The following is a 16,270-nucleotide window of genomic DNA, read 5'->3' as shown; positions in this document are numbered from 1 at the left end:
GGCAGATGAAAAATCTGCATACTGACGGCTCGTATTTTTCCGTCCGCGTACACGGTCACAATTTTTTCTTATGGTTACGTTTGTGATTCGGTGATAACGTCAGGAAAAGGGTATCGTTTGCGCGGTACACGCTGCGCACTATGTCTGACTGAAAGGGGATAGAATGGCACAACACACACTACTGTCCGGTGAGCACGTTGCCTGCGGGGCAAAAATGGTGGATTTCCACGGCTGGATGATGCCGCTGCACTACGGCTCCCAGATCGAAGAGCACCACAATGTCCGCAATGACGCCGGTATGTTCGATGTTTCCCATATGACAATCGTGGACTTTCATGGTCCGGAATGTCAGCAGTTCCTCCGTTATCTTCTCGCCAATGATGTGGCAAAACTCACCGAAAAAGGCAAAGCACTGTACACCGGGATGCTCAATGCGTCCGGCGGTGTGATCGACGATCTTATCGTCTATTACTTTGCGGATGACTTTTACCGGCTGGTGGTGAACTCCGCCACCCGTGAAAAAGATCTGGCGTGGATTGACGAACATCGCAAAAACTTTGCGGCTGAGATGACAGTCCGCGATGATTTGGCGATGATTGCTGTTCAGGGGCCGCATGCCAAAGAAAAAGTCGCGACACTGCTGACTGCGGAACAAAAAGCCGCCGTCGCGGGGATGAAACCGTTTTACGGTGTACAGAGCGGCGATTATTTCATTGCCACCACCGGGTACACCGGCGAGGAAGGTTATGAAATTGCGCTGCCCGCAGAGCAGGCCGCTGACTTATGGAAAAAACTGCTGGCCGCCGGGGTGAAACCGGCAGGGTTAGGGGCGCGGGATACTTTACGCCTCGAAGCCGGCATGAATCTTTACAGCCAGGAGATGGATGAAACCGTCAATCCGCTGGCGGCGAATATGAGCTGGACCATTGCCTGGCAGCCGGAAGACCGGAAATTTATCGGCCGTGAGGCTCTGGAAAAATTCCGCCGCGACGGCACTGAAAAACAGGTCGGACTGGTGATGCGCGAAAAAGGCGTACTGCGGGCCGGAATGGAAGTCCGCTTTACTGATGAGCTCGGCAAATTACAGACCGGCGTTATCACCAGCGGAACTTTCTCCCCGTCATTGGGGTTCAGTATCGCGCTGGCCCGTGTCCCGCAGGGGATCGGCAATACCGCTATTGTACAGGTGCGCAACCGCGAAGTACCTGTTGAGGTCGTGAAACCGGGATTTGTCCGTAACGGCAAAGCACTGGTCTGAACATCCGTATTTTATTGTTAAATTTTGAGAAACCCGATAACAGGAGCCGTTGGCGATGAGTAATATACCTGAGAATCTGAAATATACAGAAGATCACGAGTGGGTTCGCCATGAGAGTGGTGATGAGTATGTGGCAGGGATCACTGATTACGCGCAGGAACTGCTGGGCGATGTGGTTTTTGTTGAATTACCGGAAGTGGGTGATGAAATCACGTTTGGTGAAGCATTCGGTACCGTTGAGTCGGTAAAAGCGGCATCTGACCTGTATGCGCCGGTCACCGGCACCGTTATCGCCGTGAATGAAGCACTGGAAGACAGCCCGGAACTGGTAAACAGCGAGCCGTATGAAGGCGGCTGGATGATCCGCATTAAAATCACGGATCCGGATGAGTTTGCCGGTCTGATGGACGCAGCCAAATACGCAGAACTGCAGGCTGAAGAAGAGGACTGACGGATTGCGGAACCCTGTTTGTGAGCAAACAGGGTTTTTTTTCGGGTTTTTATTGAATCAGACAATGTCAGGAACCGGAGAACAATGACTCAAACTTTAACGCAGCTTGAAAACCGGGGTGAATTTGTCCGCCGTCATATCGGCGCCTCCCCTGAACAACAGCAGCATATGCTGAAAACGGTCGGTGCGGCATCACTTGAAGATCTCACCCGCCATATTGTCCCGGATGATATTCAGCTGGATATCCCGCCGGCCGTGGGCGAAGGGGAAACAGAACAGGATGCGCTGGCAGAACTGAAAACCATTGCCGGGCTGAATCAGCAATTTACGTCTTACATCGGCCAGGGCTATACACCGACCATCCTGCCGCCGGTGATTTTGCGCAATCTGCTGGAAAATCCGGGCTGGTATACTGCGTATACGCCGTATCAGCCGGAAATATCCCAGGGCCGCCTGGAAGCACTGCTGAATTTCCAGCAGGTGACAATTGATCTGACCGGTCTGGAGCTGGCATCTGCTTCGCTGCTGGATGAAGCAACCGCTGCGGCGGAAGCGATGGCGATGGCAAAACGTGTCAGTAAAAAGAAAAATGCCAACCGCTTTTTCATTGCGGATGATGTGCATCCGCAAACCCTGGATGTGATCCGCACCCGCGCTGAATATTTCGGTTTTGAACTGACTATCGATAGTGCGGAAAAAGCCCTTGATTACGATGATGTGTTTGGTGTGCTGTTGCAGCAGACCGGCACAGGCGGGCAGATCCATGATTACCGTGACTTACTGGCTCAATTACATCAGCGTCAGGTGATCACCAGCGTGGCAGCCGATATTATGGCGCTGGTCCTGCTGGAAGCACCGGGTAAACTGGGCGCGGATATCGTCTTCGGCTCTGCCCAGCGTTTTGGTGTGCCGATGGGTTACGGCGGCCCGCATGCTGCCTTCTTTGCCTGTCGCGATGCTTACAAACGTGCGATGCCGGGCCGCCTTATCGGGGTATCCATTGATGCCGCCGGTAACCGCGCACTGCGCCTGGCACTGCAAACCCGCGAACAGCATATCCGCCGTGAAAAAGCGAACTCCAATATCTGTACCTCTCAGGTTCTGCTGGCGAATATTGCCGGGATGTATGCGGTCTACCACGGGCCGGAAGGTCTGAAACGGATTGCCGGTCGCATTCACCGCCTGACCGATATTCTGGCGAAAGCGCTGACAGACGCAGGTCTGCGTCTGCGTAACACCACCTGGTTTGATACCCTGACGATTGAAGTGCAGGACAAACCGGCGGTGCTGGCCCGGGCCAAAGCCGCGCGCATCAACCTGCGTACCGATCTGCCGGGTGCCGTTGCGGTCACCCTGAGTGAAACCACGCAGCGTGAATGTCTGGAAAATCTGTACGCGGTACTGACCGGACAGGAAGCACAGTGGGATATTGATGCGCTGGATGCACAGGTTGCCGCCTCTTCTGAATCCATTCCTGCCGCGCTGCGCCGTGAAGGGGAAATTCTGAAGCATCCGAACTTCCGCAGCTATCACAGCGAAACGGATATGATGCGCTATCTGCACAGCCTGGCCCGCAAAGATCTGGCGCTGGATCAGGCGATGATCCCGCTCGGCTCCTGCACCATGAAACTGAATGCGGCAGCGGAGATGATCCCGATCACCTGGCCGGAATTCGGTAATATGCACCCGTTCTGCCCGCCGGAGCAGGCGCAGGGCTATCATGTGATGATAGAACAGCTCTCCCGCTGGCTGGTGCTGCTGACCGGTTATGATGCCATGTGCATGCAGCCGAACTCCGGCGCACAGGGTGAATATGCCGGGCTGGTGACTATCCGCCGCTATCAGGAAAGCAAAGGTGAAGGGCACCGCACTATCTGTCTGATCCCGCAGTCTGCTCACGGTACTAATCCGGCCTCAGCCAATATGGCGGGGATGGAAGTCGTGGTGGTGGCCTGTGATGAAGACGGTAACATTGACCTGGCAGATTTACGGGCGAAAGCAGAACAGCACAGCGACAATCTGTCCTGTGTGATGATCACCTATCCGTCCACCCACGGGGTGTATGAAGAGGGAGTGCGCGAAGTCTGTGATATCATTCATGAATTCGGCGGCCAGGTCTATCTGGACGGCGCGAACATGAACGCACAGGTTGGTGTGACCACACCGGGCTTTATCGGCGCGGATGTATCTCACCTTAACCTGCACAAAACCTTCAGTATTCCGCACGGCGGCGGCGGACCGGGCATGGGGCCGATTGGTGTAAAAAAACATCTCGCGCCGTTTGTGCCGGGGCACACCATTGTCACCTCTGAACTGCTGACCTCTCAGGGCGCGGTATCCGCCGCACCGTTCGGCAGTGCCTCCATTTTGCCGATCAGCTGGATGTATATCCGCATGATGGGTGCTCAGGGGCTGCGTCAGGCCAGTCAGGTTGCGATCCTTAATGCCAACTATATCGCAGCACGGCTGAAATCCGCTTACGATGTGCTTTATACCGGTCGTAACGGCTATGTGGCGCATGAATGTATTCTGGATATCCGTCCGCTGAAAGCGAAGTTTGGTATCACCGAGATGGATATTGCCAAGCGTCTGATTGACTATGGCTTCCATGCACCGACCATGTCGTTCCCGGTCGCCGGCACACTGATGGTGGAACCGACAGAATCCGAAAGTCAGACGGAACTGGATCGCTTTATTGATGCGATGCTGGGCATTCGTGCGGAGATGGAGCGGGTCGGCAGCGGCGAGTGGACAGCGGAAGATAACCCGCTGGTGAATGCCCCGCATATCCAGACTGAACTGGCAGCGGAGTGGTCACACCCGTACAGCCGTGAAGTGGCGGTATTCCCGACACAGGCAACGCGTGATAACAAATACTGGCCGACGGTTAAACGGCTGGATGATGTTTACGGTGACCGTCACCTTCAGTGCTCCTGCGCACCGATGAGTGATTACGAGTGACCGGTAAACGATAAAGAAAAGGCCGGTTGTGTTACCACAACCGGCCTTTTTTATCAGTGCAGCCAGCCTTTTTGCTTCGCGGTATCCAGTTCGGCGCGTAACCACGCCCAGAATTCAGGATGCACATCGGCAATAAACTTCGTGCGGTCAATCACCTGTTCCAGTGAAATATTGTTTTCCACCCAGCTCTGACCGTTGTTGTGCAGATTCATCAGCACCGGCATCACGCGGTCGATCATATTGGCGATACGGGCCTCGCGGGTTTCTGCAGCATCATACTCATTCCACAGCGCCTGAAACTCATCCGCCTGCGGCTGCGGCAGAAGACCGAAAATCCGTTTTGCGGCAGCCACTTCTTTTTCCGCAATCGCTTCGCGGGCGGCCAGATCAAAGACCAGCACGTCTCCGGCATCAATTTCCACCACATCATGCAGCAGTGCCATTTTCAGGATCCGCAGCATATCCGCATCCCCGGTATACGGTGCAAACGCCATTGCTGTCACAGCAAAATGCCAGCTGTGTTCAGCGGAGTTTTCCTGACGTTCATTGTTCAGCAGGCGGGTTTTACGGTAAACGCTTTTGAGCTTATCCAGCTCCATAACAAAGGTGATTAACTGAGAAAAAGGAATGACTTCCTGTGCGGGAACAGCTGATGACATAACAACCTCAATACGGATTTATACAGAATACCCCGGACGCAGAGACAGGGTATCTCTGCGTCCGGGTATGACGGGGAATCAGGCTTCTTCAGTAAAGGAGTACGGCAGCGGGAAAAGACTCAGGCGGCTTTCTTCATCTTCACGGATACGGAAGACAGCATCTTCCTCCGTATCATTGTTCATGACAATCTGCACCAGAACACGCTCATCACTCAGGCGGACAGCGGCCAGGATAGTCCCGGTACGGCGCCAGTTTTCACCCAGCTGACGCTCAGCATCATCACCGGCGACCGGCACATGGCGGCTGTGACCAATAAGTGTGAACATAGCGCGTTTGTTGGCGCCGCGGAATTTGGCGCGGGCCACCATTTCCTGCCCGGTATAACAGCCTTTTTTAAAGCAGATACCCCGGGGGAGGGATTGCAGGTTTGTTGCCTGCGGCAGAAATTCACTGACGGTTGCCGTATCAATCACGGCGTAACCGGCTTCAATATCCAGCGCCGTCCACTGAGTGTCAGACGCATCCGGCAGAGACAGGGCATCAGATAAAGCACCGGCCTGCTCGGCGCTCTGAATCAGAATAAAACGCCCCTGCGGCAGCGGCAGGTACAGCAGTGTGGTGTCATTGCTGCTGACAACCTGAGTGTCCGCATCCGGAACTGTGCTGAAATGCGCCTGTAAGGCTTCTGCCGCTCTGTGACCGGCGACCCCGGTCAGGACAGCACTCTCGTCAGCGGCAATCGTCACTTTGGAAAATACCGCGTATTTTTTCAGTTCCGCGAGCTGGGTATCCAGTGCACTGCGGCGGATAAGGTAGGCGTAACCGTCTTTATAATGAAACAGACGCAGATCACTCCACATCTTTCCTTTGGCATCACAATGGGCACACAGCACATGCTGATCATCAGCCATAGCGTCGATATCAGCGGTGACCTGTCCCTGAAGATACTTCTGACTGTCCGGGCCGGTGATGGTCACCAGTGCCAGATCACTGAGAGAAACACGTGTCAGGGGGAGAGAATCACTCAGCTGCGGGAGTAATGCGGTTGTTTCTGTGTTCATGATGTTTTACCTGTCCGGAGAGCTATGCAATGTATGGTAAAAGAGATAACAGACATTGCAAGAGAATATTATTGACCCTTTGTGTGATGCGGCACATGCGGAGTGACAATGAAATCTTCAGTTGCGGATTTCATTTATTTTTCCGCCTGAGACGCATTTTTCTCCGGCATGTGCGGCAGACGATTTTCTTTATTGTCAGGGCTTGGTAGGCTACGCTGATATCATCAGTTATGTTTACCGGTCTGATAAACCGCTTCTTATAAAAAGGATATACCGGTGTTAGATATTGAAAATAAAGCCCGCATCCACTGGGCCTGCCGTCGCGGCATGCGGGAGCTGGATATTGCGATTATGCCGTTCTTTCAGCATGAATATGACACGCTGACCGATGCTCAGAAACAGGACTTTGTGCAGTTGCTGAACTGCCCGGATCCGGATCTGTTTAACTGGCTGATGAATAAAGGCCGTCCGGATGATGAAGCACTGTATCAGATCATCCGGCTGATTCAGGAACGTAATCAGGCACGGATGGCGGCACAGAACGCAGCGTATTATCCGGACTGACCGGCAGAGAAAGTCATAACCGGTCACAGTTATTTCATAGGAAACCGGGAAGGAATGCCGTATATTTTCCGGCTGACGGACACGGGATAACCGGGTTCTCAGCCGGACGGCGGGTGCTGTCATTGTGTCAGGATACAGGGGGCAGGCCGTGGTTTTGTGGAAATCAGTATTACGTGTCTCATTTAAGACTCAGGTCTTCTCAACACTGATTTATGGTGCGCTGGCGCTGAGTGTGTTATTTGCGCCATGGCCCGGCAGAACCTCATTTATCTGGCTGCCGCTCACATTGCTGCTGATCGCAGGCTGGGGGCGGACACAACATAAAATCAGCAAACGCTCCGGTCCGGCCAGTCTGCAGAATCAGAACCGGATTTTATGGCGCAAAAGCGAGTGGGAAATCACTAAACCGCCGTATATCACCCGGCTGGGCATCCGTCTGCATCTGCGCTCACTGACTTCCGGGCGGCAGAAATACCTGTGGATAGCCTCTGACAGTGTCCCGAAAGAGGCATGGAACAGCCTTAATCAGCTGCTTTTACAGTACCCGGATATCTGATTCGTTTACAGCAGTGCCTGCACTTCCTCAAGCACCTGCATGCACCATGTGGCGATACGTTCTTCGCTCTCGTCATACTGGTTGACATCATCAAGTGCCAGGCCGACAAAATGTTTGCCGTCCGGGGTCAGGGCTTTCGGGCTGGTGAAGGTATAACCGTCCACCGGCCAGTAACCGGCAAATTTCACCCCGGATGATTGCAGCTGCTGATGCAGATAACCCAGAGCGTCCAGGAACCAGTCGCTGTAATCCACCTGATCACCCATGCCGTACATGGCGACAATTTTTCCCGATAAATCAAGCTGCGGCAGTTGCTCCCACACCGCCAGCCAGTCTTCCTGGATTTCACCGAAATCCCAGGTCGGAATGCCGAGGATCAGCACCGGGTAGCTTTCCATCAGTTGCAGATCTGTCTCTTTCACATCATGGAGTTCAACGAGATCATCACCTAAAATATCACGGATTTTTTCAGCTGCCATTTCGGTATAGCAGGTGCTGGAACCATAAAAAAGACCAATTTTCATCTGTTTATTCTGCTGTGTATCGGGTAAAAAATGAAAGCCCGCCGCCTCTGTGCGCTGCTTTCATCACAGGATTACGGTATTGTAACAGAAGATAAGTTAATTCTGACACGGGAATTCAAACGGGAGGTCAGCGGTGAAGGACGCCGTACAACACAGCGAAAGTGATGCACTGACAGAGCAGTTTCTTGATACTATCTGGCTGGAACAGAATTTATCGGAAAATACCCTGGCATCCTACCGCCTGGATTTACAGGCACTGGCGGACTGGCTGGTACCGCAGGATCTGGACTGGTTATCACTGACCACCCTTGATTTGCAGGCGTTCCTGGCCGGCAGATTGGATCGCGGTTACAAAGCTACCAGTTCGGCCCGGATGCTCAGTTCGCTGCGCCGGTTTTTCCAGTATTGCTACCGCGAAAAACTGCGGACGGATGATCCGACCATTCAGCTGGCGGCACCTAAACTGCCCGCCCGGCTGCCGAAAGATTTAAGCGAAAGCCAGGTGGATGACCTGCTGGCGGCTCCGGATGTGACCGACCCGCTTGAACTGCGTGATAAAGCCATGCTGGAAGTGCTTTATGCCTGCGGACTGCGCGTGACAGAACTGGTGTCACTGTCATTGCCGGATGTCAGTCTGCGCCAGGGCGTGATCCGCGTAATCGGTAAAGGTAATAAAGAGCGTCTGGTGCCGATGGGGGAAGAGGCGGTGTACTGGCTGGAGGTCTATCTGGCACAGGCCAGACCGGCGCTGCTGAACGGACAGGCCGCAGATGTGCTGTTTCCGAGCAAACTCGGGCGGCAGATGACACGGCAGACATTCTGGCACCGTATCAAACACTATGCGGTGGTGGCGGGAATTGCGACAGAAAAACTCTCGCCTCATGTGCTGCGCCACGCTTTTGCCACGCATCTGCTCAATCACGGGGCGGATCTGCGGGTGGTGCAGATGCTGCTGGGGCACAGTGATTTATCCACCACACAAATTTATACCCATGTCGCGACGGAGCGGTTACGTACGCTGCACCAGCAGCACCATCCGCGCGGCTGATAAGGAAACAGTATGCTGAAAATTGTATCATCCGCACTGGCGCTTCTGCTGGTGTTCAGCCACGGCGCAGTCGCCGGGGAAAGCGAAATCAAAGCGGCACTCGGTAAAATGGATATGACCGCCACTATGATCCGCCCGTCACCGGTACCGGGTGTCTCCGCGGTTGCCACGCCGCAGGGCGTTTTTTATATCAGCGATGACGGCCGTTATCTGTTACAGGGGCCGATGTTTGATATGAGCGGCAAAACCCCGAAAAATATCACCAATAATGTGCTGCTGGATGAGCTGAACAGCCTGGAAAATGAGATGATCATTTATAAATCTCAGCGCGGTAACCACATTATTACTGTCTTTACGGATATCACCTGTCCGTACTGCCTGAAATTACATAATGAAAATAAGGCGCTGAATGATAAAGGCATTACGGTCCGTTATCTGGCGTTTCCGCGTAAAGGACCCGAGTCTGCGGTCGGCCGGGAAATGCAGTCTGTCTGGTGTAACGGGTTCAAAACCAAAGCGCTGGATAATGCGTTCCGTAATGAACCGATCCCGCAGATAGACAGCTGCAACATTGATATCAGTAAACACTATAATCTCGGCCTGAAATTCGGCATCACCGGCACCCCGGCGATTGTCCTTGAGGACGGAACGCTGATTGCCGGTTACTTATCAGCGGATAAAATTGCTGAATTAGTAAATAAATAATTAATAGTATAATCAGGTTGTTATGATAAAAACAGAACTCCGCCGCCGTGATGCGGCGGATTACACAGCACTGCTTTCTCCCGAACGCCCGGAACTGTTATGCCGTCTGTATGCCGCCAGAGGGATCACCTCTGCGGAACAACTGGAGCGCGGCGCACGAGGACTGCTTAATTATGGTCAGCTCAACGGGATTGACCAGGCGGTTGTACTGCTGAAAGAAGCACTGCACCAGAATCAGCGGATTGTGATTGTCGGCGATTTTGATGCTGACGGCGCAACCAGCACCGCACTGTCGGTGCGCGCACTGCGCCGGATGGGGTTCCGGCAGGTGGATTTTCTTGTCCCCAACCGTTTTGAGGACGGCTACGGGCTCAGCGCACAGGTGACAGAGCAGGCCCGCCGCAAAGGGGCGGAGCTGATTATGACAGTGGATAACGGCATTTCCTCCCATGACGGCGTGGCCGCCGCTCATGCTGCCGGGATCCGCGTGATTGTGACTGACCACCATCTGCCGGGTGAGATTTTGCCGCCGGCGGAAGCGATTATTAACCCGAACCTGGCAGACTGCGGATTTCTCTCCAAATCCCTGGCCGGTGTCGGTGTGACATTTTATCTGATGTCCGCGCTGCGGGCATCACTGCGGGCGGATGACTGGTTCGCGCAACAGAATATTGCCGAGCCGAACCTGGCTGAAATGCTGGATCTGGTCGCACTGGGTACGGTGGCGGACGTGGTGCCGCTTGATCAGAACAACCGCATCCTGGTGCATCAGGGGCTGAACCGCATCCGTGCCGGGCGCTGCTGTGCCGGGATCACCGCACTGCTGGAAATCTCCAAACGACAGGCATCCGGGCTGGTGGCGAGTGACCTGGGGTTTGCCCTCGGTCCGCGTCTGAATGCGGCGGGCAGACTGGATGATATGTCAGTCGGTGTTGAACTGCTGCTGACCGATGATATGGCGAAAGCCCGCATGCTGGCGCATGAACTGGACGGCCTGAATCAGACCCGGCGCGAAATCGAGCAGGGGATGCAGCAGGAAGCCCTGACGTTGTTCAGCAAAATTGAGCACAGCACCACGGAAATGCCGTCAGGGATTGCCCTGTATCACCCGGAATGGCATCAGGGCGTGGTCGGTATTCTCGCCTCGCGCATCAAAGAGCGCTATCACCGTCCGGTGATTGCCTTTGCCCCTTGCGGTGACGGTCTGCTGAAAGGCTCCGGACGCTCGGTGAGCGGCCTGCATCTGCGGGATGTGCTCGAGCGGCTCGATACGCTTAATCCGGGAATGATGGCCGCATTCGGCGGGCATGCCATGGCGGCCGGGCTTTCTCTGCCGGAATCGTATTTTCCTGATTTTCAGCATAAATTTGCCGCGCTGGTGGACGATATGATCGATCCCGGCCTGCTGCACGGCGTTATCTGGAGTGACGGTATGCTGTCACCGCAGGATATGACACTGGAAACCGCCGGACTGCTGCGCGAAGGCGGGCCGTGGGGGCAGGGGTTCCCGGAGCCGTTATTTGACGGCACATTCCGGCTGCTGCAACAGCGTATCGTCGGTGAGAAACACCTGAAAGTGATGATTGAGCCGGAGGGCGGTGGTCCGCTGCTTGATGGTATCGCCTTTAACGTTGATGTAAATTACTGGCCGGACAACAGTGTGCAGCGGGTTCGTCTTGCCTACAAACTGGACGTGAACGAGTTCCGCGGACAGCGCAGCGTACAGTTACTGATAGAACATATCTGGCCGGATTAATTTTAGCCCGAAAGGGGTTTGCAGTGCTGTCATGATGAGCGGATTTTCGCTACAATATGCAGTTCTCACATTATTACCTGACAATCAACAAAAGATAAAAAGACATGTTTGAAATTAACCCGGTAAAAAATCAGATCCAGGATTTGACTGAGCGTACTTCGGTGCTTCGGGGGTATCTTTGACTACGATGCCAAGAAAGAGCGCTTAGAAGAAGTTAACGCCGAGCTGGAACAGCCTGACGTCTGGAACGAACCTGAACGTGCCCAGGCACTCGGTAAAGAACGCGCCTCTCTGGAAGCCATCGTGGAAACCATCGATGACCTTGACCAGGGGCTTGAGGATGTCAGCGGTCTGCTGGAACTCGCCGTCGAAGCGGATGACGAAGAGACCTTTAACGAAGCGGTTGAAGAGCTGAAGGGACTGGAAGACAAACTCGGTCAGCTGGAATTCCGCCGGATGTTCTCCGGTGAATATGACAGCGCTGACTGCTACCTTGATCTCCAGGCCGGTTCCGGTGGTACAGAAGCTCAGGACTGGGCAAGCATGCTGCTGCGTATGTATCTGCGCTGGGCAGAAAGCCGCGGCTTTAAAACTGAAATTATTGAAGAATCTGACGGTGATGTGGCCGGTCTGAAATCGGCGACGGTTAAGATCATGGGCGAATATGCTTACGGCTGGCTGCGCACAGAAACCGGCGTTCACCGCCTGGTGCGCAAGAGCCCGTTTGACTCCGGCGGCCGCCGCCATACTTCGTTCAGTTCCGCGTTTATCTATCCGGAAGTGGACGATGATATTGATATTGAAATCAATCCGGCGGATATCCGTATTGACGTTTACCGCGCCTCCGGTGCCGGTGGTCAGCACGTGAACAAAACGGAATCTGCGGTGCGTCTGACCCATATTCCGACCGGTATTGTCACACAGTGCCAGAATGACCGCTCGCAGCATAAGAATAAAGATCAGGCTTTCCGTCAGATGAAAGCAAAACTTTATGAATATGAAATGCAGAAGAAAAACGCCGATAAACAAGAAATGGAAGATAACAAATCCGACATCGGCTGGGGCAGTCAGATCCGTTCTTATGTGCTTGATGATTCCCGTATTAAAGATCTCCGTACCGGTGTGGAAACCCGCAATACGCAGGCTGTATTAGACGGCGATCTGGATAAATTTATTGAGGCCAGCTTAAAAGCGGGTTTATAAGGATTAAAAATGTCACAAGACCAACACAGTGCTGAGCAGGCACCTGATTTAAATAACGAATTAAAAACACGCCGTGAAAAACTGGCACTGCTGCGTGAAAAAGAAGCCGTTGCATTCCCGAATGATTTCCGCCGTGACGCGGTATCCGGTGAGCTGCATGAGAAATATGGCGAAAAAAGCGCGGAAGAGCTGGAAGCCCTGAATATCGAAGTCGCGATTGCCGGCCGTATGATGACCCGCCGTATCATGGGTAAAGCCTCTTTTGCCACCTTACAGGACACGGCGGGCCGTATTCAGATTTACGTTTCCCGTGATGATCTGGCGGAAGGTGTGTACAACGAATCCTTTAAAAAATGGGATCTGGGCGATATCCTCGCGGCGCGCGGTAAGTTATTTAAAACCAAAACCGGTGAGCTGACTGTTCACTGTACCGAAGTCCGTCTGCTGACCAAAGCACTGCGTCCGTTACCGGATAAATTCCACGGTCTGAATGACCAGGAAACCCGCTACCGCCAGCGTTATCTGGATCTGATTGCCAACGATGAATCCCGTCATACCTTTGCGGTGCGTTCACGTATTCTGGCTGAAATCCGTAAATTCATGGTGAACAAAGGGTTTATGGAAGTGGAAACCCCGATGATGCAGGTCATTCCGGGCGGGGCAAGTGCGCGTCCGTTTGTTACCCATCACAATGCGCTGGATATCGATATGTATCTGCGTATTGCGCCGGAACTGTATCTGAAGCGTCTGGTGGTCGGTGGTTTTGAGCGTGTGTTTGAAATCAACCGTAACTTCCGTAACGAAGGGGTTTCTCCGCGTCACAACCCTGAATTCACCATGATGGAACTTTATATGGCGTATGCCGATTATAAAGACCTGATTGCGCTGACCGAAGAGCTGTTCCGCACCATCGCGCAGGATGTGCTGGGTAACCCGGTTGTGAAATACGGTGACCAGGAATTCGATTTCGGCAAACCGTTTGCTAAACTCACCATGAAAGAAGCAATCTGCAAATATCGTCCGGAAACCAACATGGCAGATCTGGATGATATGGATAAAGCGGTTGCTATCGCAAAATCCCTGAATATCAAAATTGAAAAATCATGGGGTCTGGGCCGTGTACAGTGTGAAATCTTCGAGGAAGTGGCAGAAAGCCATCTGATCCAGCCGACATTCATCATTGAATATCCGGCAGAAGTCTCTCCGCTGGCGCGTCGTAATGACGACAATCCGTTTATTACTGACCGCTTTGAATTCTTTATCGGTGGCCGTGAAATTGGTAACGGTTTCTCCGAGCTGAACGATGCGGAAGATCAGGCAGAACGTTTTGCCGAGCAGGTCCGCCAGAAAGACGCCGGTGATGATGAAGCGATGTTCTACGACGAAGACTATGTTGTCGCGCTGGAGCACGGTCTGCCGCCGACAGCGGGTCTGGGTATCGGAATCGACCGTATGGTTATGCTGTTTACTGACAGCCACACCATCCGCGACGTAATCCTGTTCCCTGCAATGCGTCCGGGCAAATAATTACCGCAGTAAATGAATTCGGAGCCTCACAAGTTTGTGGGGCTTTTTTTTTACTATCCTCTTGATAAACAAGATGACCGGCGTATAATCTCACACATCCCGACGCGGGCGTAGTTCAATGGCAGAACGAGAGCTTCCCAAGCTCTATACGAGGGTTCGATTCCCTTCGCCCGCTCCATTCAAATCCTTCTGAATATCTTCTTACGTTTTCAACTCCCTGTAAAAACCAAGCCTTGCAGCAAAATTGCTGTTTTCTGAGGTCTGCCGTCGTCTTTTGGAATCTATACATCTTTATGTATAGTAATGCGTATAGGATGAAATCGTTTCTCCGGCGCTACCGTTTCACTCACCGGGTATTCCGTGACGTTATGCCGTCGGGATAAAACAGATGAACAGGCAGAATATGAAAATTTTCACAGGGTTATTTCTTTATTTTATTGTGTTTGAATCTTTCGCTAATATAGATTATGACGCTATGTTATCGGAAATCAGGAGTAAGCCTGAATACGTCCTGTTGCTTCCGGAAGCTCAAAAAGGAGACCCGATTGCTCAACAAAAAATAGGTGATATATATTATGAAGGTAATGGCGCTTTTGCGTTTCCGGCTCAGGCACTTTTCTGGTATAAAAAAGCAGGAATGCAGGGAAATTTAACCGCACAGATACAGGCGGGAGATTTCTATTATTCAGGAACGGGTGTTCAGAAAAATTATTTTCTTGCAAAAAAATGGTACGAAAAAGCGGCTGAACAGGGAAATGTAAGGGCACAAATAAGCCTTGGGGATTTATATTCCACAGGTGGTTCTTTTTTCCCGAAAAATAAACTAAAAGCGAAAGAGTGGTATGGCAAGGCGTGTGAATCCGGGTCTTTTGTGGGATGTAATTTAAAAAAACAAATTCAGGATAAATGAATGTCGTGTTCTATGTTTGCGGAGTCTGATGTACTGTGCCGCTGCTGCCTCAGTCAGTGATGAAGCCGTCACAGAACACCGCCGGGCGTGTTCTGAAATCGCCGGATTCTATAATTTAATTCAATTTCCCGGCAATATCCTTGTCCCGCACTTTACCGGCTTTGGTCTGATAGCCAGCCTCGTGAATCCGTTCAGTAATGACACGCCCGTTATCCGCTCTCTCAGATAACATCTGATTTACCACAGCGACGATTGTCGGTTCAATGAATAATTATTCAAAAATAACACCTTGTTAATTTTACGGGTTTCCCTGTCATAAAATAATATTATCTATAATTTACTGTTATTACACCTTAATTTAAAATTAAACTATTAGTGCGATTTGACTAAATATATATACAGGGGTTATTTTTATTATCTTTCAAATAATGATTATAGACCGACTCACTATATTATCAGAGGGTTGGTTATTATCTATAATATAGACGTAGTAACTATATTAAATATGTATTTGTTTTTTTAATTTACGCCAATAATATACACAACACAGTATTAACAAAATGTATTTTTATACTAAGTAATATTGGTAAAATCTATTTTTAGGATTATTATTTTGATGTGTGTCACGGTATGGTATTTATACTTGGTTATATTAATAATTGTTCGTCAGATAGTCTTAATTTTAAACAGGTGCAAAAATGGAAAACAATAACCGATTTTGGCCGCATATAAGACGTGTCACACACCTTATGATGTTCTCACATCGTTCGTGTTTTGATTTTAATCGTTTTAATGCACAAAGGTAGTCCCTCTACTGACATCCATGACGTTGTCTGCATATTGCCATCGTATGGATCGTCGACCTCTTTCTCATTATATCCCGCATTTATGTGTGGATATACTGAATTCTGATTGATAATTCATACTCTGGCTTTCATGCATATCAATGTGCAGGTAAACCGTTTTCGTCATTCCCGGCTGCGGCAAAAAAGCCCTTGCTGAGATAGTGAAAATCGTCAGTCCTGAATATTGTTTTGGCATACGTAATGGCATAAAGAGAAATGTGATTTTTTAACTCAATATTAT

At 51.6% G+C, this 16,270-nt stretch carries 16 protein-coding genes and 1 tRNA gene; 14 read left to right on the top strand and 3 right to left on the bottom strand.

The annotated features are described in order from the left end of the window. Positions 1-163: 163 nt before the first annotated feature. The 3 genes from gcvT (at position 164) to gcvP (ending at position 4,670) form a co-directional block, all read left to right on the top strand. Positions 164-1,258, top strand: coding sequence for a glycine cleavage system aminomethyltransferase GcvT (gene gcvT, locus AB7038_RS10350; protein WP_369453271.1), 1,095 nt, complete (start codon positions 164-166; stop codon positions 1,256-1,258). Between the two features lie 55 nt (positions 1,259-1,313). After that, the gene (gcvH, locus tag AB7038_RS10345) at positions 1,314-1,709 is read left to right on the top strand and encodes a glycine cleavage system protein GcvH (protein WP_004238339.1); all 396 of its coding nucleotides are present in this window, start codon (positions 1,314-1,316) and stop codon (positions 1,707-1,709) included. An 84-nt stretch (positions 1,710-1,793) separates the two neighbouring features. Continuing rightward, positions 1,794-4,670 (top strand): aminomethyl-transferring glycine dehydrogenase, encoded by a 2,877-nt coding sequence (gcvP, locus tag AB7038_RS10340; protein ID WP_368889044.1) that lies wholly within the window; start codon positions 1,794-1,796, stop codon positions 4,668-4,670. A 53-nt stretch (positions 4,671-4,723) separates the two neighbouring features. On the opposite strand, the gene AB7038_RS10335 is transcribed toward gcvP, so the two are convergent. Both AB7038_RS10335 and ygfZ read right to left on the bottom strand, forming a co-directional pair. Beyond that, positions 4,724-5,329, bottom strand: coding sequence for an HD family hydrolase (locus tag AB7038_RS10335; RefSeq protein WP_368889043.1), 606 nt, complete (start codon positions 5,327-5,329; stop codon positions 4,724-4,726). A gap of 78 nt (positions 5,330-5,407) precedes the next feature. Further along, a complete protein-coding gene (gene ygfZ / locus AB7038_RS10330) occupies positions 5,408-6,391 on the bottom strand; it encodes a tRNA-modifying protein YgfZ (RefSeq protein ID WP_369453270.1) in 984 nt (327 codons plus the stop codon). 276 nt (positions 6,392-6,667) lie between these two features. Here ygfZ and sdhE point away from each other — a divergent pair, with 276 nt between their 5' ends. Both sdhE and AB7038_RS10320 read left to right on the top strand, forming a co-directional pair. Continuing rightward, on the top strand, positions 6,668-6,955 hold the full coding sequence (sdhE, locus tag AB7038_RS10325; RefSeq protein WP_004240904.1) for an FAD assembly factor SdhE: 288 nt from the start codon (positions 6,668-6,670) through the stop codon (positions 6,953-6,955). Positions 6,956-7,103: 148 nt separating this feature from the next. Further along, the gene (locus AB7038_RS10320; RefSeq protein WP_368889041.1) at positions 7,104-7,511 is read left to right on the top strand and encodes a protein YgfX; all 408 of its coding nucleotides are present in this window, start codon (positions 7,104-7,106) and stop codon (positions 7,509-7,511) included. A gap of 5 nt (positions 7,512-7,516) precedes the next feature. Here AB7038_RS10320 and fldB read toward each other — a convergent pair whose 3' ends face one another. Continuing rightward, positions 7,517-8,035, bottom strand: coding sequence for a flavodoxin FldB (gene fldB, locus AB7038_RS10315; protein ID WP_262883364.1), 519 nt, complete (start codon positions 8,033-8,035; stop codon positions 7,517-7,519). 133 nt (positions 8,036-8,168) lie between these two features. Between fldB and xerD the strand changes: the two genes are divergently transcribed. The 9 genes from xerD (at position 8,169) to speFL (ending at position 15,990) form a co-directional block, all read left to right on the top strand. Then, positions 8,169-9,083, top strand: coding sequence for a site-specific tyrosine recombinase XerD (gene xerD / locus AB7038_RS10310; RefSeq protein WP_369453269.1), 915 nt, complete (start codon positions 8,169-8,171; stop codon positions 9,081-9,083). 12 nt (positions 9,084-9,095) lie between these two features. After that, positions 9,096-9,788: a bifunctional protein-disulfide isomerase/oxidoreductase DsbC gene (gene dsbC, locus AB7038_RS10305; RefSeq protein WP_369453268.1), complete on the top strand. Its 693-nt coding sequence runs from the start codon at positions 9,096-9,098 to the stop codon at positions 9,786-9,788. Positions 9,789-9,810: 22 nt separating this feature from the next. Then, on the top strand, positions 9,811-11,544 hold the full coding sequence (gene recJ, locus AB7038_RS10300) for a single-stranded-DNA-specific exonuclease RecJ (RefSeq protein WP_072870041.1): 1,734 nt from the start codon (positions 9,811-9,813) through the stop codon (positions 11,542-11,544). 104 nt (positions 11,545-11,648) lie between these two features. Continuing rightward, positions 11,649-12,747 (top strand): peptide chain release factor 2 gene (gene prfB, locus AB7038_RS10295; RefSeq protein WP_096862115.1). Its coding sequence is split into 2 segments (ribosomal slippage): positions 11,649-11,723 and positions 11,725-12,747, totalling 1,098 coding nucleotides; the frame shifts between segments, so codons are not numbered across the junction. Between the two features lie 9 nt (positions 12,748-12,756). Next, complete coding sequence (gene lysS / locus AB7038_RS10290) at positions 12,757-14,274, top strand: lysine--tRNA ligase (RefSeq protein ID WP_072870044.1); 1,518 nt, start codon at positions 12,757-12,759, stop codon at positions 14,272-14,274. A 104-nt stretch (positions 14,275-14,378) separates the two neighbouring features. Continuing rightward, positions 14,379-14,452: transfer RNA gene (locus AB7038_RS10285), tRNA-Gly, on the top strand. Between the two features lie 225 nt (positions 14,453-14,677). Beyond that, positions 14,678-15,184 (top strand): tetratricopeptide repeat protein, encoded by a 507-nt coding sequence (locus tag AB7038_RS10280; RefSeq protein WP_369453267.1) that lies wholly within the window; start codon positions 14,678-14,680, stop codon positions 15,182-15,184. 28 nt (positions 15,185-15,212) lie between these two features. Next, entirely contained in the window at positions 15,213-15,413 is a 201-nt protein-coding gene (locus AB7038_RS10275) for a hypothetical protein (protein ID WP_368889142.1), read from the top strand. 469 nt (positions 15,414-15,882) lie between these two features. Continuing rightward, positions 15,883-15,990: a leader peptide SpeFL gene (speFL, locus tag AB7038_RS10270; protein WP_107678959.1), complete on the top strand. Its 108-nt coding sequence runs from the start codon at positions 15,883-15,885 to the stop codon at positions 15,988-15,990. Positions 15,991-16,270 lie beyond the last annotated feature (280 nt).

Origin of the sequence: Morganella morganii (genome assembly GCF_041099235.1) — a bacterium.
GTDB lineage: Bacteria > Pseudomonadota > Gammaproteobacteria > Enterobacterales > Enterobacteriaceae > Morganella > Morganella morganii_E.
Note: the sequence above shows the minus strand (reverse complement) of the source record. Positions and strands in the feature narration are given on the sequence as shown.